Annotated in this window: 19 protein-coding genes and 2 pseudogenes; 7 read left to right on the plus strand and 14 right to left on the minus strand. The window is 49.2% G+C overall.

Features of this window, described 5'->3' with window-relative positions; all coding sequences use genetic code 11:
- The first annotated feature begins 29 nt into the window (after window positions 1-29).
- The 3 genes from DYU11_RS05575 to DYU11_RS05585 all read left to right on the plus strand — a co-directional run bounded on the left by DYU11_RS05575 (window position 30) and on the right by DYU11_RS05585 (window position 4133).
- Window positions 30-2195 (plus strand): autotransporter outer membrane beta-barrel domain-containing protein, encoded by a 2166-nt coding sequence (locus DYU11_RS05575; RefSeq protein WP_119666604.1) that lies wholly within the window; start codon window positions 30-32, stop codon window positions 2193-2195.
- A gap of 61 nt (window positions 2196-2256) precedes the next feature.
- Window positions 2257-3573: an autotransporter outer membrane beta-barrel domain-containing protein gene (locus tag DYU11_RS05580; protein WP_147367889.1), complete on the plus strand. Its 1317-nt coding sequence runs from the start codon at window positions 2257-2259 to the stop codon at window positions 3571-3573.
- A 14-nt stretch (window positions 3574-3587) separates the two neighbouring features.
- On the plus strand, window positions 3588-4133 hold the full coding sequence (locus DYU11_RS05585; RefSeq protein WP_119666606.1) for a 3-coathanger stack domain-containing protein: 546 nt from the start codon (window positions 3588-3590) through the stop codon (window positions 4131-4133).
- Window positions 4134-4319: 186 nt separating this feature from the next.
- On the opposite strand, the gene DYU11_RS33445 is transcribed toward DYU11_RS05585, so the two are convergent.
- The 10 genes and pseudogenes from DYU11_RS33445 to DYU11_RS05625 all read right to left on the minus strand — a co-directional run bounded on the left by DYU11_RS33445 (window position 4320) and on the right by DYU11_RS05625 (window position 10264).
- Window positions 4320-4673, minus strand: coding sequence for a class I SAM-dependent methyltransferase (locus tag DYU11_RS33445; RefSeq protein WP_199736669.1), 354 nt, complete (start codon window positions 4671-4673; stop codon window positions 4320-4322).
- A 20-nt stretch (window positions 4674-4693) separates the two neighbouring features.
- Window positions 4694-4993: a hypothetical protein gene (locus DYU11_RS33450; RefSeq protein WP_199736670.1), complete on the minus strand. Its 300-nt coding sequence runs from the start codon at window positions 4991-4993 to the stop codon at window positions 4694-4696.
- 88 nt (window positions 4994-5081) lie between these two features.
- Window positions 5082-6221 carry an epoxide hydrolase family protein gene (locus DYU11_RS05595; protein WP_158600214.1) on the minus strand — a complete coding sequence of 380 codons (1140 nt, stop codon included), beginning with the start codon at window positions 6219-6221 and terminating at the stop codon, window positions 5082-5084.
- Window positions 6222-6251: 30 nt separating this feature from the next.
- Window positions 6252-7298: pseudogene (locus DYU11_RS05600) on the minus strand (acyltransferase family protein); the annotation flags it as partial.
- 15 nt (window positions 7299-7313) lie between these two features.
- Window positions 7314-7451, minus strand: coding sequence for a hypothetical protein (locus DYU11_RS33165; protein WP_158600216.1), 138 nt, complete (start codon window positions 7449-7451; stop codon window positions 7314-7316).
- 12 nt (window positions 7452-7463) lie between these two features.
- A complete protein-coding gene (locus tag DYU11_RS05605; protein ID WP_119666609.1) occupies window positions 7464-7769 on the minus strand; it encodes a YciI family protein in 306 nt (101 codons plus the stop codon).
- 5 nt (window positions 7770-7774) lie between these two features.
- Window positions 7775-8728 carry a zinc-binding dehydrogenase gene (locus tag DYU11_RS05610; protein WP_199736671.1) on the minus strand — a complete coding sequence of 318 codons (954 nt, stop codon included), beginning with the start codon at window positions 8726-8728 and terminating at the stop codon, window positions 7775-7777.
- A 23-nt stretch (window positions 8729-8751) separates the two neighbouring features.
- Window positions 8752-9078: pseudogene (locus tag DYU11_RS05615) on the minus strand (nuclear transport factor 2 family protein); the annotation flags it as partial.
- 46 nt (window positions 9079-9124) lie between these two features.
- Window positions 9125-9523 (minus strand): nuclear transport factor 2 family protein, encoded by a 399-nt coding sequence (locus DYU11_RS05620; RefSeq protein WP_119666612.1) that lies wholly within the window; start codon window positions 9521-9523, stop codon window positions 9125-9127.
- A gap of 21 nt (window positions 9524-9544) precedes the next feature.
- On the minus strand, window positions 9545-10264 hold the full coding sequence (locus DYU11_RS05625) for a helix-turn-helix transcriptional regulator (protein ID WP_119666613.1): 720 nt from the start codon (window positions 10262-10264) through the stop codon (window positions 9545-9547).
- 330 nt (window positions 10265-10594) lie between these two features.
- Between DYU11_RS05625 and DYU11_RS05630 the strand changes: the two genes are divergently transcribed.
- Window positions 10595-11002 (plus strand): globin domain-containing protein, encoded by a 408-nt coding sequence (locus DYU11_RS05630; protein ID WP_229365704.1) that lies wholly within the window; start codon window positions 10595-10597, stop codon window positions 11000-11002.
- Window positions 11003-11035: 33 nt separating this feature from the next.
- Here DYU11_RS05630 and DYU11_RS05635 read toward each other — a convergent pair whose 3' ends face one another.
- From DYU11_RS05635 to msrA, 3 genes are all read right to left on the minus strand, one after another.
- Entirely contained in the window at window positions 11036-11800 is a 765-nt protein-coding gene (locus DYU11_RS05635) for a LytR/AlgR family response regulator transcription factor (protein WP_119666614.1), read from the minus strand.
- A 10-nt stretch (window positions 11801-11810) separates the two neighbouring features.
- On the minus strand, window positions 11811-14927 hold the full coding sequence (locus tag DYU11_RS05640) for a two-component regulator propeller domain-containing protein (RefSeq protein WP_119666615.1): 3117 nt from the start codon (window positions 14925-14927) through the stop codon (window positions 11811-11813).
- 215 nt (window positions 14928-15142) lie between these two features.
- On the minus strand, window positions 15143-15715 hold the full coding sequence (gene msrA, locus DYU11_RS05645) for a peptide-methionine (S)-S-oxide reductase MsrA (RefSeq protein WP_119666726.1): 573 nt from the start codon (window positions 15713-15715) through the stop codon (window positions 15143-15145).
- A 193-nt stretch (window positions 15716-15908) separates the two neighbouring features.
- Between msrA and DYU11_RS05650 the strand changes: the two genes are divergently transcribed.
- The 3 genes from DYU11_RS05650 (at window position 15909) to DYU11_RS05660 (ending at window position 18519) form a co-directional block, all read left to right on the plus strand.
- Entirely contained in the window at window positions 15909-16802 is an 894-nt protein-coding gene (locus DYU11_RS05650; protein WP_119666616.1) for a PPK2 family polyphosphate kinase, read from the plus strand.
- A 37-nt stretch (window positions 16803-16839) separates the two neighbouring features.
- Complete coding sequence (locus DYU11_RS05655) at window positions 16840-17712, plus strand: PPK2 family polyphosphate kinase (RefSeq protein ID WP_119666617.1); 873 nt, start codon at window positions 16840-16842, stop codon at window positions 17710-17712.
- Window positions 17713-17775: 63 nt separating this feature from the next.
- Entirely contained in the window at window positions 17776-18519 is a 744-nt protein-coding gene (locus tag DYU11_RS05660; protein WP_119666618.1) for a hypothetical protein, read from the plus strand.
- A 4-nt stretch (window positions 18520-18523) separates the two neighbouring features.
- Here DYU11_RS05660 and DYU11_RS05665 read toward each other — a convergent pair whose 3' ends face one another.
- Complete coding sequence (locus DYU11_RS05665) at window positions 18524-19378, minus strand: TraB/GumN family protein (RefSeq protein ID WP_119666619.1); 855 nt, start codon at window positions 19376-19378, stop codon at window positions 18524-18526.
- Window positions 19379-19569 lie beyond the last annotated feature (191 nt).

Consider the following 19569-nt stretch of genomic DNA (forward strand, 5'->3'; position numbering starts at 1 on the left):
CAATCATCAGCTAAGTAACACATCTTCTTATGCGACTGAACATCTATTTTATCTCCCTGCTGAGCTTAGCTCCATTGTGCCTGCTGGCTCAGGGCAACTACGTAGCTAACACCGCTAACTCGGCAACTCCTGGTACATTTAATACGCTCCTGGGACCCGGGGCCGGTGCGGGAGGCAACCTTAAATCCGATCGGAATACAATCACAGGATATAACGCTGGCTTCTTTCTCACATCTGGTGCCCGCAATACCTTTTATGGGGTAGACGCAGGCAAGTTTACAACGGAGGGACGAGACAATATTTTCATTGGCTACGAAGCAGGATTGAGTAATACCACTGGTGAGCAAAATGTATATATTGGCCAAGGAGCTGGCAGGTCAGCCAGCGAAGCCAGTTACAATGCCTTTGTCGGGTATCATGCAGGGATCAGCAATATTACAGGAGGAAACAATGTGTTTTTGGGAGACCAAGCGGGTCAGGACAACACCACCGGCTCAAATAACCTGTTTTCCGGCGCCGGAGCGGGGCTAAACAATACAAGTGGAGGTTACAATACTTATGTAGGGTCTTCGGCGGGTATTTATAACAAAGAAGGGTCTGAAAATACGTTTATTGGCTACGAAGCCGGGCTTGGCAGTAGTTCTGGCAAAAACGTGTTCGTTGGTTTTCAGGCGGGTCACGTGAATGGAACTGGTGAAGAGAATACCATGCTGGGTTACAAAGCTGGTGCGAACAATAAGAAAGATTATAACACATTCGTCGGTTATCAGGCTGGTCTGTCAAATACGACGGGTAGTAATAATACCTTCCTGGGTAATAAGGCTGGTCAGAGAAACACGACCGGTTTTGGAAATGTGTTCGTAGGAGGTGGGGCTGGTTTCGATAATATTACCGGTAACGACAACTTATTTCTTGGTCTGGCAGCCGGTATATCCAATACCACGGGCAGCAGTAATGTATTTGTAGGAAGAAATGCGGGCTACTATAACCAACTGGGTAAAAATAATACTTTCTTGGGCTATGAGAGTGGTTTCGCAAACCGAGGTGATAATAATATCTTCGTAGGCTATCAGGCTGGAAATACTAACCAAACCGGTAGTCAGAACACCTTTGTTGGTTATCGCTCTGGTTATTACAACAATGGCTCGGCTAATACTTTCTTCGGTTATCAGACTGGACAGGCCAATACAACGGGGCAATTTAACTCGTTTATTGGGGTGCAGGCAGGTTTAAACAATACCACCGGCAACAGTAATTACTTCTTTGGTACTAATTCAGGGCTGTCTAATACCACGGGTTCAGGCAATTATTTTTTAGGGGACAATGCCGGGGGAGGTAATTCGACAGGAGGTTTTAACGTCTACATCGGTGCCAACGCCGGCAATGGGCAGGACGTCAACGGCTCTAATAACCTGGCCATTGGCTTTGAAGCTGGTCGGGCCAACGTAGCCGGCATCAACAACACCTTTATCGGGTTCCGGGCCGATGCCGGAGCCAGTGGGCTGAGCAACGCCACGGCCATTGGCAACAACGCCAAGGTAAGCGTTTCCAATGCTATTGTGCTGGGCAACGCAACAAACATAGGTATTGGTACGTCAGCACCCACAGCTCGCCTGCACGTAACGTCGGGCGTGGCCAATCAGTCGGGGCTGCGGCTGGAGAACCTGACGAGTGCATCGCCGGCCAGTGTCCTGAACCAGAGCAAGTTTTTAACCGTCGACGGGTCAGGTAATGTCGTACTAGCCAGTACAAGCAATAGCGGTCGAGAAGCAGCCAACGAAAGTCTTTGGGAACGGCAGGGAGCTTATCTGACAAATACGCAGGACGATGCCATCATTATTGGAAAGGGCGTCAGCAAAACGCCCGCTGGTTATAAGCTTTATGTACAGGACGGCATCCTGACCGAAAAGGTCAAGGTAGCAATCAAGAACACCTCTGAGTGGAGTGATTATGTGTTTGCCCCTACGTACACACTCAAGCCGTTGAGTGAAGTGGAGCAGTACGTCAAAGCCAACAAGCACCTGCCGGGTGTGCCATCAGCCGAAGAGGTAGTGAAAGAGGGGCTTGATGTAGCCAAAATCAGCGCCAAGCTCCTGGAGAAAATTGAGGAGCTCACCCTATACATCATTGATTTGAAAAAAGATCATCAACAACAGATCGATCAGCTCAAGGCTCAGATTAGCGCCAGCAAGTAGATCTTGCTTTACGCAGATCCAGAAATTAACCAATCAAAAATCAGTTGAATACGTAAACAACATGAAATCTATTTCAGCGTACATTCTTGGTGGCCTCATCGCCTTACCATCTTTAGCTACTGCCCAGATTACCTCAAACAACTATGTGGTTAACCAGGCAAATGCTTCCAGTCCAGGCATGGAAAACACAATTGTAGGTGGTCTGGCGGGAAGCTCGTCAATGACAGGAATTCACAACACATTTGTAGGAGCTAACACCGGCTACCACAGCAAATCGGGCTCAATGAATACATTTATAGGTAGTTATGCCGGTTTCGAGAACACCTCAGGCTCATATAATACGTTTATAGGCGCTTTTTCGGGCTCTAGAAACACAACAGGGGATGAAAATGTGTTCCTAGGCACTAACGCAGGCGATGAAAACTTGACAGGAAAAAGCAATACATTCCTGGGGATCATGGCGGGAAGCTATAATACAACAGGTAGTGATAATACATTTGTTGGACGCAAAGCCAGTGTTTTCAACTCAACTGGTATTAACAATGTGAGCTTGGGAGCTAACTCGGGCTTTTCAAATACGACAGGCTCCTACAACTTGATGCTGGGTAGCAAAGCGGGTTACACTAATCAATCTGGTCACTCTAATACATTTGTGGGCTTTCAGGCTGACGCTACTGCGAATAACCTCGAAAATGCTACCGCTATTGGTGCTAATGCAAAAGTTTCGCAAAGCAACAGTATCGTGCTGGGCTCGGGAGTTAATGTAGGTATTGGTACATCAGTTCCTCAGGCTAAACTGGAAATCAACTCCGATGTGGCTGGTCAGTCTGGCCTGCGCCTGACTCAGCTTACGGCTGCTTCTGCATCGACCATAACGACTAACAAGTACCTGACCGTCGATGCCTCAGGCAACGTAGTGCTTGGCAGTACCGCAGTGACCCGGGGGCGGCTGGCTGACACCCAAGATTTATGGCAAAAGACCGGGCAGTATGCCCAATCAACGGGCACGGATGGAGTTATCATTGGCAGTCTTGACAAGACACCAGCCGGCTACAAACTCTATGTGCAGGAGGGCATCCTGACCGAAAAGGTCAAAGTAGCCATTAAAGATACCGACCAATGGAGTGACAAGGTTTTTTCGCCAACGTATAACCTTACTCCGTTAGCAGAAGTAGAGCAGTACGTAAAGACCAATAAGCACTTGCCGGGTATACCATCAGCCGAGGAGGTCGTGCATCAGGGCGTTGATGTGGGCCAGATGGACGCTAAATTGTTGGAAAAGATTGAAGAACTGACGTTATACATCATTTCCCAGCAGAAAGAACTGGCTGTTTTGCGCCAGCAAGTGACCAATTTAACGAAAACGATTAAACACTAAGCTATCTATCACCCATGAAAAACTTAATTATGCTTGTATTAGCAGGTTTAATATCAGCGATCGCTCAAGCGCAGGACATACCTAGTCAGCAAACAATCCGTCAAGCTGAGACGGCAGGGTCTGTTAGAAATCGAATGGCTATTGAACAGATTTCGGCTTATAACACTGTCGAACGAAGAGCTAAGACTCGTTATACTGCCGGACGGGCAGTTACGCTACAGCCTGGCTTTATGGCCCAGGCGGGTTCCGTTTTCACAGCCAGTATTGGCCAGACTTTGGCCAATGCTACTCAACCCGAAATCGAGTTTAGCGCCCGAGCCTATCCGAATCCGTTCCAGCAAACCACCACTATCGAATATACTCTACCACAGGCAGGTCAGGTGTCGTTTACACTGGTTGATGAACAAGGACACATAGTTCAACAGGAAACGAGTAGCCAGGAGGCTGGTCGACAGAAACTGAATTTGACCAGTACAAACCTCACACAAGGTATTTACTTCTATCAAATTCGTCTTAACAATCATGAACAACGAACAATTCGTCTGCTGAAAACGCAATAGCTTGATGGCTTTATATTACCAACAACAAATGAATGCTTAGGAAGATGCTGCCTTAATGAAACTGATCTAATGACTTTCAGGCGTTTGACCAGTCGAAACAGTTTCACTCTGACTTCCGTGAGAACGGTGGCAATCAGGCAAAAACTAGCAGGTGGGCTGCACAAAACGCACAGCTCACCTGCTAATTTATTTGATACGTAACATTTGGTTGCTGCCTTTCTGAAACTCGTAAGGGACCATTAAACGCTCACTCTCGTAACCCCAATCGGTGAATTGCTTCTCTACTTTCGCAACGTAGGGCGAAAGCTCACCGGTTAGCGTAAGCAGCGGAAAAATGCGGACCTCTCTGGCTACCCGCAGCAACTCCCGAATAGATTGCAAATGAATGTCTTCAGACAAATGAGCGCTGTATAGATCCAGCAGGTGTGACACCAGCGCTAAGTCAAATGATTGATCGGCAAACGAAAGTGTGGGCAACTGCTGATACTGGTAGCGCCCCTCGGCCATGCCAGTATCATAATCGTCCAGGAAAAGGTTCATAGACGCCATTCGGTGCTGCCCTAAATCGTCGGCATCCTGGAACGCCGTCCAGTTGTAGTTACCGGCATTGATATCCGCATTTGTTCGACCACCTTTGTATAGGTCTTCTCCAACCGTTGGCGGATATCATCCGAAGTAAATTTATAAATAGGATCGATCGAGATAATCCGGCCTCCTTGCTTCGTCAGTTCAGCATTGACGCTGGCAGGGCCGTCGCCAACGCCCAGTATAGTTTTGGTCAGGTCTTGGTCGGTAAGGTTGAACATGAGTTGGTATTCATGGAATGAGCGGCCCCAGGGTACGACTTCCTTTAATTTCATGAATAGTTAAGTTTTTTAGTAGGGTCTCTGCTTCCTTTGTAAGGAACAAACTAAAAGGGCTGGGTTACATAGCCCTGAAACATACGGACTACGCACTCAGCTTAGCGAAAAACGTCCGGATGTCATCCGCTAGTTGGTCAGGGACTTCCCATTCAGGAAAGTGCCCGCCTTTTTCCATGACAGTCCACTGTTGCACATTGTAAAACCGTTCCGCCCACTTTCGGGGCGCTGGCACAGTGATGCCATCTCGAAGAGGCATTGCAATGGCAGTAGGCACTTCTACACGACCCGACAAGCCCGGATCTCGACTGTTCTCGTGATAAAGACGTATTGCGCCTGCTCCACTAAAAGTAAACCAATGCAGGCTAAGGTTATCCAGCAGTTTATCCCGGCCAAAATGCATATCCAGATCAGTTCCCGCGTCGCCCCACCGCTGGAACTTTTCAATAATCCAACTGGCTAAACCTGCCGGGGAATCCACCAACGCGGGCAGGAGTGTTTCTGGCCGAAGGCTCTGCAAGCTGGCATAGGCCGTTTCCCGTTGCACCCAGGCACCAACCTGCTTCTGGTAGGCTATTTCTTCCTCGCTCAGATCCGCTGGCAACAGATTTAAAAAGGGAGTTATACCGGTTCGATGCAAACCAATCAGACGTACGGGGTATTTAAGCCCAATCTGCTGTTGAACTAAAGCACCCTGGTCGGATCCTCGGGCCGCAAATTGTTTAAATCCCAGAATCTCTACCATCAAATGGACCACCAGGTCAGCAATTCGGGCGAAACCCATTCCGTGCTGCCTGGGTAGTTCTGAAAACGCATACCCAGGCAGCGAAACAGCAATTACATCGAAAAGAATAGGGTTGTTATCAGCCGGATTGGATAAACGCGGGAGAAAGTCCAGGACCTGTACGAAGCTGCTAGGCCAGCCTTGCATCAGAAGGAGCGGAACAGCATTGGGTTTTTTAGCTTCCGAGCGAATGAAGTGGATTTTTACGCCATCTATTTCGGCCAGGTAGTGGTCAAAGGTATTCAGCCATTCTTCGCGTTGCCGCCAATTGTACTCGGTAGCCCAGTAGCTTAGCAAATCCTGTAAGTAGGCTTGGTCGGTCCCCGCTTCCCAACTCGTGCTATTTACTCCAGGCGGAAATCGGGTATAAGCCAACCGACGACGCAAATCCTGTATATCCTCTTCAGGGATGTTAATATAAAATTTTCTAAGTGTTGACTTCATACAGCTATCTATTAAACTACAGCACATGGATCAGTTCAAGACGGTTTCCGCCGGCTGTAATCGGCAGCTCAAGGCGCGCCGATTTAGATAATTTCTCGCTGGAACCTCAACGTAGCGGTACGTTAGTACGGATAGTAGTAAGGTAGCTGTGACCACTGACAGACAGATTAACCAGGCCTGACTGAGTGTGTAAACAGCTTGATGGCCGAAGAACGTATCGAAGCCTTTGAAGAGCCTGGGTTCATCCGAAAGGATTAGTAGCCAACCGGTGTGAATACACAACATGTGCACCATGTACATCGAGAACGATAATTCGCCCAGGCGTTGCAAAGGCCGGGTTTCCAAAGCCCGTTTGACTCTACCGTGGTTGTAGGCTGCCGCTAGAATCAACAACGGAAACAACGCAACAATCAGTAGCTCATGGACATTCAGGTGCAAAGCCAGCAGCGTTAACGTCGAAACCGTGACAAAAGCCCAGTCGTACTGCAACGTACTCAATAGCCAGCGGCTCCGATACAATTCGTAGGTGAGCATGCCTAACAGAAATCCGGCCAGGCAACGAAAATAGCCAAAGTCTGCCGTCATGTTAATAGTTGGAGGCCCTAACTCACCGGGCTTCACCAGAAAGCGATTGCTATAATGGGGAGCCACATAGTACATCAAGAACAGAAACAGGCCTGCAATCCCCGCAAGGGCGACTCCTTTGCCAATGCCTCTCAGCCGAAAGAAGGGGCCAACTAAAAATGGGAACAGCACATACACCCACCATTCCGTGCTAAGCGACCACGATGGGGTGTTTAGGGGAGCCGTTACGTATAGATGTAAAGACTGAATCAACAGCAGGCAAGCCGGTATTGCCCGTATATTCAACAGTTCGCCAAAAACAGGGGAAATAGCCGTTGCTTTGGCATGAATGACCAGCGTAATTACCACTGACAGACCCAGCGTTACAAAATGCAAGGGATAAACCCGAGCGAATCGAGCCACCAGGTACGCTTTGTACTGACGCCAGGTGATGACTTGCTGAAATTCCGAACTGTAAACATGCGATAGCACAAACCCACTTAACACAAAAAAGAAGTCGACCCATAACTAACCGTTGGCAATCAGGTGTGTGACAGAAGGATCAGCCAAGGGCGCCAGCATCTGGCCTGAATGGAAGATAATCACCAGTAGGGCGGCAATGCCCCGAAGCGGTGTCAGGGTTGACAGGTACATGGGCTTGTTCATCAGACTTATTGTTTAGTTGTTGTTCACTACGTGCTCAAATTGCTGTTGAGCATCCGGGTGCACTCGCGTGGGCGCGAACTCGATGAATCGATATTCAGCAGCGCCGTACTGATAAAAAGGGTCCTGTTGAATGGCCTCATGCGCGGCTTGCAATGATGAAAAGTTGGCCACGATCAGTCCACCTTCTCGTGGTACTTTCCGGCCCGAAAAAAGAAAATGTCCGGCGTCGTAGTGCTGTTGTAAAAACGCATTATGCGCCCTCAACAGGGAATCGATGTAGGCCAGGTCGCGGATGTATGTGAGCTCAATGAGAAACATAACCGTTAGCCATTAATGGTCAATACGGCTTTACCAGAAAATTGCCGGTCGAGCAATTGCTGAGTAACTTCCGCAATGTTAGTCCATGGCGTTTCAATCGAGATCGACGTTTGCAATTGACCCGTCGCCACAAGTTGTAGTAATCGCGAAAGTCCCATGGCTGCTGAGTGGCGTCGGATTTCGTTAAAGATGAAGAAGCCTTGTAACGCTCCTCCGGCCATGAAAAAGAGACGAATGTTGAAGCTGGCTTCGGCCGATTCAGAAGCCCCAAGCGTAACGCACACACCGCCAAAGATCAGCATGCCCATTACGTTGCCTAACACCTGTCCACCAACCGATTCGACAATGAGATGATACGGACCGTACCCCGCAGCTTCGGCTCCATCGGCACTGACAACAACTTCATGCGCTCCGGCCTGTCGCACGAGTTCGGCCTGTTCAGGGCGACGAATCAAGGCGACGACTCGTACACCGGCCAATCTGGCCAGTTGGCAGGCGAATAGACCAACGCCACCCGTTGCGCCTGTTATTAATACGGTTTGACCCAGCAAAGACCCGTTACGTTCAAGTGCATAAAGGGCCGACAATCCTGCTATGGGTAACGTGGCCGCCTGCGAGAAAGAAACCGTATCGGGCAATACGGCCAATGAATTCCTCGGTACCGCAACCAGCTCTGCCCAGCCGCCCGACGGCACAAATCCAACTACACCTTCTCCGATTTTAGGGCCAGAGCAATCGGCTGCAGCCTGTTCAACAATGCCTGCTAAGTCCCAGCCGGGTCGGAAGCCAGCTTGCGAATGGTGAATACTGCGGACATCACCCCGATTTAAGGAGATAGCAGCTACCCGCACCAGTGCTTCGGACGAAGACGGTTCTGGCGTAGGAACGGCGGTATCAATGTGGATTCGGCCTGGCGCATCTGGCTTGACCACCACCGAACGCATGGTTGTTTGCTTCACTGGGATAAGGTTAGAGAACAGTGTTAGAGGCTATAATTGACAAAGGCCCGGCTTACTTTTCCTTCGGCCGTGAAAAACATGTTTTCAACCGATCGTTTGCCGGTGGCCGTGTTGACGTAATAAACAGTCAGGCTCTGGACGCCGACTAACAAATCGATGAGCTGGAAGTGCAAATCAGGAATACGACTAATCCCTAACTGCCAATAATCACGGACCGCAGGTTTACCTTCAATGATACCGTTCGATTCGGGTTTCAAACGAGCAGCCATAGGCGTTTCAATGACGAAGTCGTCGGTGTAATGGCTGAGTATGCGGTTCAGATCCCGACTATTCCAGGCAGCAATCCACTCCTCGGCAAAAGCTTTTGCTAATCATTGCTTGTAGATTTAGGCTGGTTCAGAAAGGCTGGAAGCAGTCGTAATTCCGTTGGCGAATAATCAGGCCATCCTTGAAGTCGTAGAACTGAGCAAAGTTGGCTTGCATTTGGCCGCCAATCGGAATTGAGCCGAGCGGGATAGCTAACGTACCGGTCCAGATCGCTTCAATAATGACCGTGTTGTCAAACACGTACGACCTGGTCACTTTGTATTCTTCTTTCTGCATAACTTGCTGGCCTCTCTCGGATGCCGCTTTCAGGTCGTCTAAGTTTCTGATCGCCGTGGTCCGCGTGATCGCGTTTGGAAACTCAATCTGCTCGATGTCAGGATGATAAAAGGGAATTAATTCATCCGTTGAGGTTCTGTTTTGCAGGGTATGAATAAACTTGTGGGCGATGGCTTTGATATCGTGTTCCATACGTAGTATTAAATGAGCCAACTAAAGGGTTAGCAGATAATCTGTCAGGGTCTGCTCTTCGGAAACGTTAAGCTTCTTACGCAATCGGTAGCGGGCCGTCTTGACACTATCGGGTGAAATTTTAAGGATGGTGGCCGACTCTTTCAGGTTCAGATTCAGCTTCACCAAAGCACATAACCGTAGTTCACCAGGGGTCAGGTCCGGGCAAATTTCTTTTAACCGAACAAAGAAGCTTTGGTGGACCTGCTCAAAATAGACCCGAAAATCTTCCCATTCTTTATCCAGGCTGAAGCTGTAATCGATCAGCTTAATCAGGCGATTGTAGTTTATCTTCTGTGGCTGAGCGGCAGTAGCAGAGACCTTCAGGATGTCGCTAATCATTTCCCGAACCTCTTCCATTAACGCATTCTTTTGCAACAGATTAAGCGTTTGGGTGGTTAGCTCCCGACTTCGTAACTCCAGCGCTTCGGTGAGGGTGGTTTTCTGGACCTCCAACTCCGCAAGCTGCGTTTCGAGCTGGCCACAACGCTGAAGCAGCGCGTCGTAGTGGGTGTTCGTTGCGGGCTGTTTACGTTCCTGGCCGACGCTCTCATTGAAACGCCAGAAACGTAAACTCATCATTCCGATGATGCTGCCGATGCTTAGCCAGTTGAGCGGTACGTACTCGTAAAACACACGAATCAATTGAGCAGAAAGCACTAGATTGAGCTGAACCGTTAGGAGGTGCGCAAACGTAGACATGGTATGAGTAGCCTTGATAATTATGGCTCGAATTTCGAGTCAGGACCACTTTTCTTAAAATAAAAGAACATGAAACGTCGGAAAGTAACGTGCAATTGTTAGTGAACAAAGGGCGAACCGTTCGCTAAATGAGCGTCGCCGGGTAAGCTTGACGCACCACTTAGATTAAACCGAACGCAAGCCCTAAACGGCGTCTTGGAGAAAGTTAATTGTTTGGCTTAATCCTCCTATTTCAACGAGTGAGGAGCAAAACCCTACGCTTGGCGAAAATTTAGTTGATGATGCATAAGGGTCGTACTTGTTTTGTACCATACCTTACGATGAGTTTAAATGTTGACACCTGATCAAATCAGAATCGTTAAACTTTCCTGGAGTTCATACCGGAATGTTGACCCCGCATTGCTGGGCGAAGTGTTTTATTCAAAGCTATTTTTGGAGTACCCATCAATGCAGTCGCTGTTCAAAGCCCCGATTGAACAGCAGTATAAGAAACTGGTCGAAATGCTCAATATCATGGTGGCCCGGCTGGACCGACAGGCGGAGGTGCTGAACCTGATCGAACAGCTTGGCACTCGCCATCAGCAGTACGGGGTTAAACCTGAACACTACTTTGCCATGGGCAAAGTTTTACTCTGGACGTTGAAATCGGGCCTTGGCGACCGGTGGACCAACGAAATTGAGATGGCCTGGATGGCAGTATATGAACTGTATGCTACTTGTATGATGCTGGCCAAGTAAGCCGCTTTAGATTAGTACGGATGTTAACACTACTTAACGATTTAGCCAACGCCGGAACGAATGTGCTTTGTCGCGACTAATTTCCACCGTTGAGGCCGCCGTAGTTTTCAGTTTAAGGTGAATTTTTCCCGTGCTGTCCTGCCGGTAGCTATCAATGGAATTGAGGTTGATAATCTGGGTGCGGTTGGCCCGGAAGAACTGACTAGGGTCTACTAACTCCTCTACTTCGTCTAAGGAAGCCTGATCAGCGACGTAGGTTTGCCCATCGTTACGTAGTATGAAAATGATTTCGTTCCGGTAAAACAAGGCTATATCCGCAGTATCGATTAACACTAAGGTATTGCGTTGATGAACAAGTAGTTTTTCCCGGTATGCTTTTTTGGCTGACTCACCTGACCGCTGGAGCATGGCCTGAATCAATTCGGTAGAAAACTGGACTTTTTCAGTACGTTTCTTCAGCTTATTCAGGGCCAGAATTAACTCCTCTTCGTCAACTGGCTTTAACAAATAATCGATAGCGTTATGTTTAAACGCTTTGATGGCATACTCGTCATAAGCCGTCGTAAAAATAATTGGGCATTGTAGGTCGAAGTATTGAAATAGTTCGAAGCTGATGCCATCCGACAACTGAATGTCCATAAACAACAGATCCGGTTCAGCATGTTGCATAAACCAACGACGGGCGGCCTTCAGGCTCGGCAAAATCGCCTGAACGTCGATTTGCGGGGCAATGTCTTCTAATGCCCGCTTAAGTTTATCGGCAATAATAGCTTCGTCTTCAATGATAAGCGCTTTCATATTGGGAGGTTTACTCGGTTAATAGCGGTACTTGCACGGTAAAGGATGTGTCGGTTTCCAACAGGGTGAGCGGACGGTCGGTCAGATATCCGTACAGTGTTTTTAAATCATTAAGGCCTTTACGATTTGAATTTTTCACCACGGAACGCTTCTGCAAATTGTTCTCAACAATGAGGTAATCGTTTTCTGTATAAATCCGAATGCGCAAAGGCGACTCGTCGTCTGTTGTGTTGTGCTTGATGGCGTTTTCGATCAGGTTCTGGAGTGTGACCGGCACAATTTTACTACCACCCAACCGCTCCGGTACGTCTACTTCTACTTGTAAACCCCGGCCATAGCGGGTGGTCAGAAGGTTGATAAAGTCGGCAACGAACCGCAATTCCTTTTCCAGCTGCACGGTTTCTATCTGGTCGTTTTCGATCAGGTACCGATACACTTTAGTCATCCGGTTGAGGTACTTGGCTGCCAGCTTCGCGTCTTTAGTGATCAGCCCATCCAGTACGGCCAGGCTATTAAATAAGAAGTGTGGATTAAGCTGATTGATCAGATTCTGATACTGCACCAGTGCGTTGTCTTTTTCCAGGCGCGTTGCCCGCATCTGTAACCGCGCTACCCGAAACGTCTGCCGCATCCGGTACTGATAAACAGCCGTGACCGTGGCTGCAATCAGTAACAAAATCATACTAATAAACCACCAGGTTCTGTAGAAAACCGTATCCACGTGGACATGAATTCGCCGGATTGGGCCATCCCAACGATCAGGTATCAAGCTGGCTCTGAACTCAAATTCATAATCGCCCCCCGGTACGTTCGTGTACTGCGCTACTGGGGTTTTGGTGTATACCCAATCCCGGTCAAGCCCCGCCAACCGGTACGCATACTGGCATTTTTCAGGATTTTCGTAGTGCAGAGCAGTCCATTCCAGTGTAAAGAAGTTCTCCTCCGCTTTGAGCGAAAGTTGTTGAACCGCTTCCAGGTTCTGCCGGAGCGTGACGGGGTGATTATAAATTGAAAAATTCGTTAGGTAGCAAACTGGGGCCGGGCTGCGACTGGTGGCCAGCAAAACTTCCGGCTGAAAAAGGGCGAAACCCTGCAAGGTGGCATAACAGAATCGACCGTCGCTAAGTTGATATGGTCGCTGATCGTTGATTTCATTGGTTGGCAGCCCATCTACCTGATCGAAGCGATAAACCGTTCTGCGGTCCCTTTCCAGGCAAAACAGACCGTCATTCGTACCCAGCCAAAGTCGGTTTCGTGCGTCTACCAGCAAAGCCCCGAACGCATTAGGCTTGAATAAATGGTCGTACGACTGAAATTGCTGCGTGCGCAGATCCAACGCACACAATCCGCTAAGCGTAGCTACCCAAACAAGACCCGCTGCGTCAGTTGTGATAGCCGTTATGTAGTTGTCGACTAAGGAAGATGAGTTACCAGGTACATGACTGTAATGTTTTATTCGTTTTTTTTCCGGATGCCAATACAACAAGCCGTCCCTGAGAAAACCGATCCATAAGCCGCCATCGGCCGCGTGGGCTACGTAGCGCACTGACCAGTTTGCGTATGGATGATATAACGAATCGTTCGTCAGTAGTTCGAGCCGGTCAAGTGCCGGATTATACCGGCGCAATCCGCCCGACGCTCCCGCCCACACTTCACCTTTTGGGGTAACCAGCAATGACCAGTAAAAGGCACCGCCATTGGAATTAGGCTCGGTCAGGGTGTGCCGTTGATATGTTTTTGCCGAAAATCGATGCAGTCCACTGGCGGTACCCACCCAGATATTACCACTCGAATCTCTGGCCAGCGATCGGGTGGAGTAGTCGGGTAATGAAAGACCCGTTGCTGTGTACCGTCGAATGAAACCCTGCCCCGTTTTGTGCACAACCACGCCTTTGCCGGTAGCGAGCCAGAGGTTCCCTTCCCTATCTTCAACCGCAGCCCGTGCCCAGGAATTAGGCAGGCTGTTTTGAGCCATTATTGATTCCTGAAAAACAGTAAACAGCGACCGGGCGGGCTTAAACCAGTTTACCCCTGCCAGACCGGTACCAATCCAGATTTGTCCTTCTTTATCCAGAAAGAGCGTTTCCATGCTCTGGCCTTTCAAACTGGATGGACTAAATGGGTCCTGCTGATACTGCGTCGCCTGGAGCGTCACCGGATTTACCTGCAACAGGCTAAAATGGCTCGTGGCAGCCCAAACGAATCCTTTTTGGTCAACGACAAGATCATTGATTAATGTAGTCGTATTCGTACGCTGTTTACCGGCAAACTGCTCTATAGTAATTCGTTCGACCTGCCCTGTCTGTACGGTCAAGCGCTCTAAAAACCCCCGACGACTATAGATGCCTACCCATACTCGACCGGAATCATCGGGCGCTAGTGCACTGACAATACCATCACTTATGGTTTGAGGGTTGTTCAGGATATGGCGATACTCCCGCCAGGTATTCGTTTGGGAGTTTACAATTTTCACACCGTCGCTGGTAGCCAGGTAGATAAAGCCCTTTTTGTCCGTTTTTATTTGATTAACCCACCGGCTGTTAAGGTGCTGTATGAGACTTTGGTAGCGCAAAGGTGCCGTGTAGCTTAATTTCTTTTTGTCGAAGAACCAGACACCATTCAGGGTGGCCAGCCAAAGCAAGCCTGGTGTGGCTTCGCAGATGTAATTAATGGTTTCTGATATGTTACCACCTGCTTGCCTTCCCCGACGGACTATAGCATTGCTGACCGAAGTGACAGTAGTCCGCTCAGGGATAGGAAATCGCCGGAAATTTTGGGCTTCGTAATCGAATTGAGCTAATCCGTGAGCCGTACCGATCCAGACCTTCCCATCAGCGTCTGTGTATAAAGCCGTTACCCGGTTATGGGGAATTGAATTTTTCTGATCCCGATTATAGTAATATGATTTGACCGAGCGGCCGTCATATCGACAAAGTCCGTTTTCGGTCCCCATCCAGATGAAACCGTATTTATCCTGCGTGAAGCAAAGTACCGTTGAATTAGGCAGACCGTCGGCCGTAGTCAGGTGCTTAAACTGCAAACTACCATCGGCCGCCACTACCGAGCAGCCCATCAACAGGCGGTACGTTGCTACTAGAACCAGAAAGAAAATACGCCCCGATGCCATTGTAATGGGCTTACTATAAAGTTGTGACCATGAGGTTAGTTGAAAAGATAGGCACTGATGAAGTAAGTGGCAAAAGAACGGAGCTAACTCCGTAGAAAACGGGCATGAGCCGTAGAAAACGCTTCATCAACCGTTTTTCAATGATCCCGTGTTAAACCAGCGATTTCATTGCTAACAACAAAAAGCCCCGGCAGAGATGCCGGGGCTTTTTGTTGTTAGTGGCTCGCGGCCACATCCGCTTTTAACTTTTCCTTGAAAACTTTTTTGAACTTGTCCAGCTTTGGCGCAATCACGAAAGCGCAGTAGCCCTGATCCGGATTCTGAGCAAAATAGTTCTGGTGATAGGCTTCAGCTTCATAGAACGTAGTGGCCGGACTGATTTCCGTGACAATTGGCTTGTTGTACGCACCTGACTTGTTCAATTCAGTTTTTGCGGTTTCGGCTAGTTGCTTCTGCTCGTCGTTGTGGTAAAAAATCACCGATCGATACTGAGTACCCACATCGGCGCCCTGCCGGTTCAGCGAGGTCGGGTCGTGGCTGCGGAAGAAAGCCTCCAGTAATTCCTGATACGTCACCTTTGAGGGATCATACGTCACCTCTACACACTCGGCATGACCGGTCGTACCGGTGCAAACTTCTTTGTACGTTGGGTTGGCTTTAGCGCCACCTTCATAGCCCGACACGGCCGAAATCACGCCGTCGAGCGTTTCAAACATGGCTTCCGTACACCAGAAGCAACCCGTTCCGAAGGTAGCCTTCGCTACGTTTGTCGATTGATTTGTAGTCATACTGCTTTTTTTCTTTTGATTTGCCGATTGGGCGGGCTGCCCACATGCCGACATCACGGCAACGGACAGAAAAGCGGTAGCCAGGGCTACCGTCTTTTTCAGGAATGGGGGCGCAACCATGAGGGCTGGATTGTAGTTGTTAGGTACTAGCATAACGCAACTCTTTCGCGTAAAGTTTACGCACCCCCTATCAGTGAAAGACCTCGACACCAACCGCTTCCGCTATGATGGCCACGGCTCAGACGCCAGGCCATTCGACATCAGGAAGGCGCCTACCAAAGTAGATGACCTGTACCAGAATAGTGATGATTACGAAAAATTACTTCGGCAACAGGTTGAAGAGATCGATACGTTACAAACCCAGTTGTACGTCGATAACCGCTACGGCCTGCTGACGATCTTCCAGGCGCTGGACGCGGCCGGAAAAGACGGTACCATTCAGCACGTCTTTACGGGCACAAACCCGCTGGGGCTGCGGGTTCATTCGTTCAAGCGCCCTACCGAACAGGAACTCGAACATGACTTTCTGTGGCGTTGCTGGCGGGAACTGCCGGAGCGCGGTACCATCGGTATCTTCAACCGGTCATACTACGAGGAAGTGCTGGTTACGAAAGTACACCCCAATATCGTAACCCAAACCCAACGGTTACCCGAAGCCGTTACGAAGGATATGGATAAAGTCTGGAAACAGCGGTATGAAGCCATCCGGAACATGGAAAAATACCTGTACCAGAATGGCTTCCCAACGGTCAAGTTCTTTCTGCACGTATCGAAAGACGAGCAGGCCGACCGGCTCATTGCCCGGATTGAGGACATTGACAAAAACTGGAAATTCGACGAAGGCGACGTAACGGAACGCAATTTCTGGCACGACTACCAGCAGGCCTACGAAGATGCCATCAATGAAACGGCCACCGACCATGCCCCCTGGTACGTGATTCCGGCCGACGACAAAAAGAACATGCGCCTGCTCGTGGGTCGTATACTGATTGACGAACTTAAAAAGTTACCCATCAGCAAGCCGAAGCGGGACAAAGAACGGTTTAATGAACTACAGAGACTGATTGAGGTTATTCGGGCACAATAGCCATCGGTCAGGCAGAATCGATTCAACACCCCACGTTATGAAAAAAATAAACAGCGCCGAGTTCCGGTATGACGGTCGGCGGAAGTTTTCAAAAGATTCTCCAACGAATACGGATCCGTTCTACACGGACGAGGCCGATCGGGGCCGCCAGCTCGATGACCTCTCCGAACGCATGGATCAGGCTCAGAACGCCATGCACGCCGACGAAGAGTACGGGCTGGTTGTGCTGTTTCAGGCTATGGATGCCGGCGGAAAAGACAGTAGTATCCGGCACGTATTCAAAGGGTTAAATCCATCGCGGTTCCGCGTAGGCGAGTTCAAGAAACCCAGTAAAGAAGACCTGGCGCACGATTTTCTGTGGCGATTCTGGAAAGAACTACCCGAACGCGGCTATATCGGCATCTTCAACCGGACGTACTACGAAGAAGTGCTGGCCCTGAAGGTACACCCCGACCGTTTGGAGGAAAGTTCAATCCCGAAAGATCTGCTGGCCGATTTACCTAAACTTTGGAAAGAGCGGTACACCGATATCCGGAATTTTGAAGAGTACCTGCACCGCAACGGTTTCCGGGTCATCAAGTTTTACCTCCACGTCGCCAAACAGGAACAGGGGCAACGGCTCATCAGCCGGCTGGAACATCCCAAAAAGCAGTGGAAGCTGAGCAAAAGTGACCTGGAAGAGCGCAAATTCTGGGGCGACTACATGCAGGCGTATGAAGACGCCATCAACGCTACGGCTACCAAACAGAACCCCTGGTACGTAATTCCGAGCGACGACCGGATGAATCAGCAGCTAATCATTGCGCATATCATGACCGAGATTCTGGAGTCGCTCCCGGTGTCGTTCCCCGAGAAGGATGAAGAAGAAGCCAAAAAGCTGATCAATGTGATCAAACGCCAGGACAAATAAGACCTCAAACGCTTGTGCTTTCTTAGCAAAGTATGGAGCTTTGTTGATCTTATTTGTAGCGTTATGAAGCTTGTTACACTGTTTGTTTTGGCTATTTTTTTTAGCAACTCTCATTTTTCGTTTGCCCAATCTGATACGGTTGAGCGCCAGAGCTACCACAACTATTTCGTGCAACAAAGCGCATTGATACAGCCCAAAGGAACGCTTCTTTACAACAATACGCTGTTTTTCATCAACTCGGTTAGCTACAACGTAACGGACAGACTGACGTTTAGCGGTGGATTCTCGTTCTTACCTACGAATAGCCCACCTTCGTTCGTCAGCGCCAAATATGTTCTACCCGTAACGCCAAAGCTATTTCTGGGGATCAGTTTAGCCTACGTTAGAATTGGTTATCGGGTACTACGGTCCGATTATTTTGTTGTTCCGCAGTTGCTTGTAACGGGCGGTGATCTTAACAATAACCTGACGTTCAGTATAGGAACCACCCGAGGCAATTATGTGGTGGACAGCTTTTTCGCTCCGGCCGTTAATCTTCCTGAGCGGGTAAACGTTGTTACGACCGTAAGCTACCAGAAGCGGTTCTGGAAAGAATTTTCTTTTATCACGCAGAATAGCTACGTAACCTCAAGAACGGTGGCTCTTGACGAATACTCCGAATTAGCGCTTCTTTCGGCCGGGGCCGCCTGGCAACTGAACCGGAGCGCCGTTAAGTTTGGCTTGGGTACCATCCACTACCCCCGGGGAGCAATGGTAAAGTTCTCTTCTGCCCTCCCCTTTCTGGGCTATACACTCACCATACGCTAAAAGGCTACAGCGCCTTCACGGTATAGCCTTCCTTTTTCAGCAACGCAATCAGGCCATCCGGACCGGGCAGGTGCAGCGCTCCGACGGCCACGAATGTTGGGCGCAGGGCCATCAGCGCCGGAAGCTTCTTCATCCAGTTTTCATTGCGCTCTTTTACCAGATACGACAGATCACCGTGTTTTTTTTCGTAATCCTGGCCCAGCTTCCACATCGCGTTCAGGTCGCCTTTCAGATACAGGTCGGTGAGCTGCTTGCTGTCGCCCCGCATCGAATCTTTTTCCTTCACCATCTTTACGAGGTCGGCGGCCTGTTTCTCCACCGGATCATGGTCGAGCAGCATCGCCATCTGCTGGTCCATCGTTTCGAGCGCCGTGACCGTCTTACCCAGCTTTTTACCCTCCGACGCAAAATACAGGTCGAGGGGCTGACCCGTGAACCGGCGTAATGTATCCGACTCCTTTTCAGCGTAGCCCATGCTCAGCATAGTCGACGTCATCACCGGCTTCATCATGTTAAATAATGCCAGGTCAGCGCCTGTTACCCGCTTAAACTCATCAGCTACCAGCTTATAGTCAGCTGCCGACAGCATCCGATCCAGACTCTTGCCGGGCATGATTGCCCGCATGGCCATACTGAACATCGCCGACGAATCGATGGTGGTTTCAACCACTACCCCCTGCGATTTGGCGTACACATCCCGAACCGTCGGTTTCTGGTTCAGATAACTGTCTTTCAGAATGTGATACGTACCGAATAAATACGATGGCTGTTTCAGGCCATTACCTGATACCTCCCACAACAACGACTGAGCGTAGGTGGGGCTGGTCAGCAAAATGAGTGCAACGAGTAGTTTCCGCATGGAGTATGAACTAATTATTAATTAAAACGATAAAGCCTACCCCTTTCTTATCGGTTTTATCCTATCGGTAAGACCATTCAGCACTTGATTTCGTGGGTTTATCTAATTTATGGATAAGCCTTGACTGATCCCCTCTACTTTTGTACAGTGCTCAACAAAGGGCAGGGCCGTTGGTTTACTACTGTGTGCTC

The organism is Fibrisoma montanum (genome assembly GCF_003583365.1).
GTDB lineage: Bacteria > Bacteroidota > Bacteroidia > Cytophagales > Spirosomataceae > Fibrisoma > Fibrisoma montanum.

Bases quoted from the DNA above. Each gene is read 5' to 3' on its own strand.
- DYU11_RS05575 (WP_119666604.1), top strand. From the start codon at position 30: ATGCGACTGAACATCTATTTTATCTCCCTGCTGAGCTTAGCTCCATTG.
- DYU11_RS05580 (WP_147367889.1), top strand. From the start codon at position 2,257: ATGAAATCTATTTCAGCGTACATTCTTGGTGGCCTCATCGCCTTACCA.
- DYU11_RS05585 (WP_119666606.1), top strand. From the start codon at position 3,588: ATGAAAAACTTAATTATGCTTGTATTAGCAGGTTTAATATCAGCGATC.
- DYU11_RS33445 (WP_199736669.1), bottom strand. From the start codon at position 4,673: ATGAACCTTTTCCTGGACGATTATGATACTGGCATGGCCGAGGGGCGC.
- DYU11_RS33450 (WP_199736670.1), bottom strand. From the start codon at position 4,993: ATGAAATTAAAGGAAGTCGTACCCTGGGGCCGCTCATTCCATGAATAC.
- DYU11_RS05595 (WP_158600214.1), bottom strand. From the start codon at position 6,221: ATGAAGTCAACACTTAGAAAATTTTATATTAACATCCCTGAAGAGGAT.
- DYU11_RS33165 (WP_158600216.1), bottom strand. From the start codon at position 7,451: ATGAACAAGCCCATGTACCTGTCAACCCTGACACCGCTTCGGGGCATT.
- DYU11_RS05605 (WP_119666609.1), bottom strand. From the start codon at position 7,769: ATGTTTCTCATTGAGCTCACATACATCCGCGACCTGGCCTACATCGAT.
- DYU11_RS05620 (WP_119666612.1), bottom strand. From the start codon at position 9,523: ATGGAACACGATATCAAAGCCATCGCCCACAAGTTTATTCATACCCTG.
- DYU11_RS05625 (WP_119666613.1), bottom strand. From the start codon at position 10,264: ATGTCTACGTTTGCGCACCTCCTAACGGTTCAGCTCAATCTAGTGCTT.
- DYU11_RS05630 (WP_229365704.1), top strand. From the start codon at position 10,595: ATGTTGACACCTGATCAAATCAGAATCGTTAAACTTTCCTGGAGTTCA.
- DYU11_RS05635 (WP_119666614.1), bottom strand. From the start codon at position 11,800: ATGAAAGCGCTTATCATTGAAGACGAAGCTATTATTGCCGATAAACTT.
- DYU11_RS05640 (WP_119666615.1), bottom strand. From the start codon at position 14,927: ATGGCATCGGGGCGTATTTTCTTTCTGGTTCTAGTAGCAACGTACCGC.
- msrA (WP_119666726.1), bottom strand. From the start codon at position 15,715: ATGACTACAAATCAATCGACAAACGTAGCGAAGGCTACCTTCGGAACG.
- DYU11_RS05655 (WP_119666617.1), top strand. From the start codon at position 16,840: ATGAAAAAAATAAACAGCGCCGAGTTCCGGTATGACGGTCGGCGGAAG.
- DYU11_RS05660 (WP_119666618.1), top strand. From the start codon at position 17,776: ATGAAGCTTGTTACACTGTTTGTTTTGGCTATTTTTTTTAGCAACTCT.
- DYU11_RS05665 (WP_119666619.1), bottom strand. From the start codon at position 19,378: ATGCGGAAACTACTCGTTGCACTCATTTTGCTGACCAGCCCCACCTAC.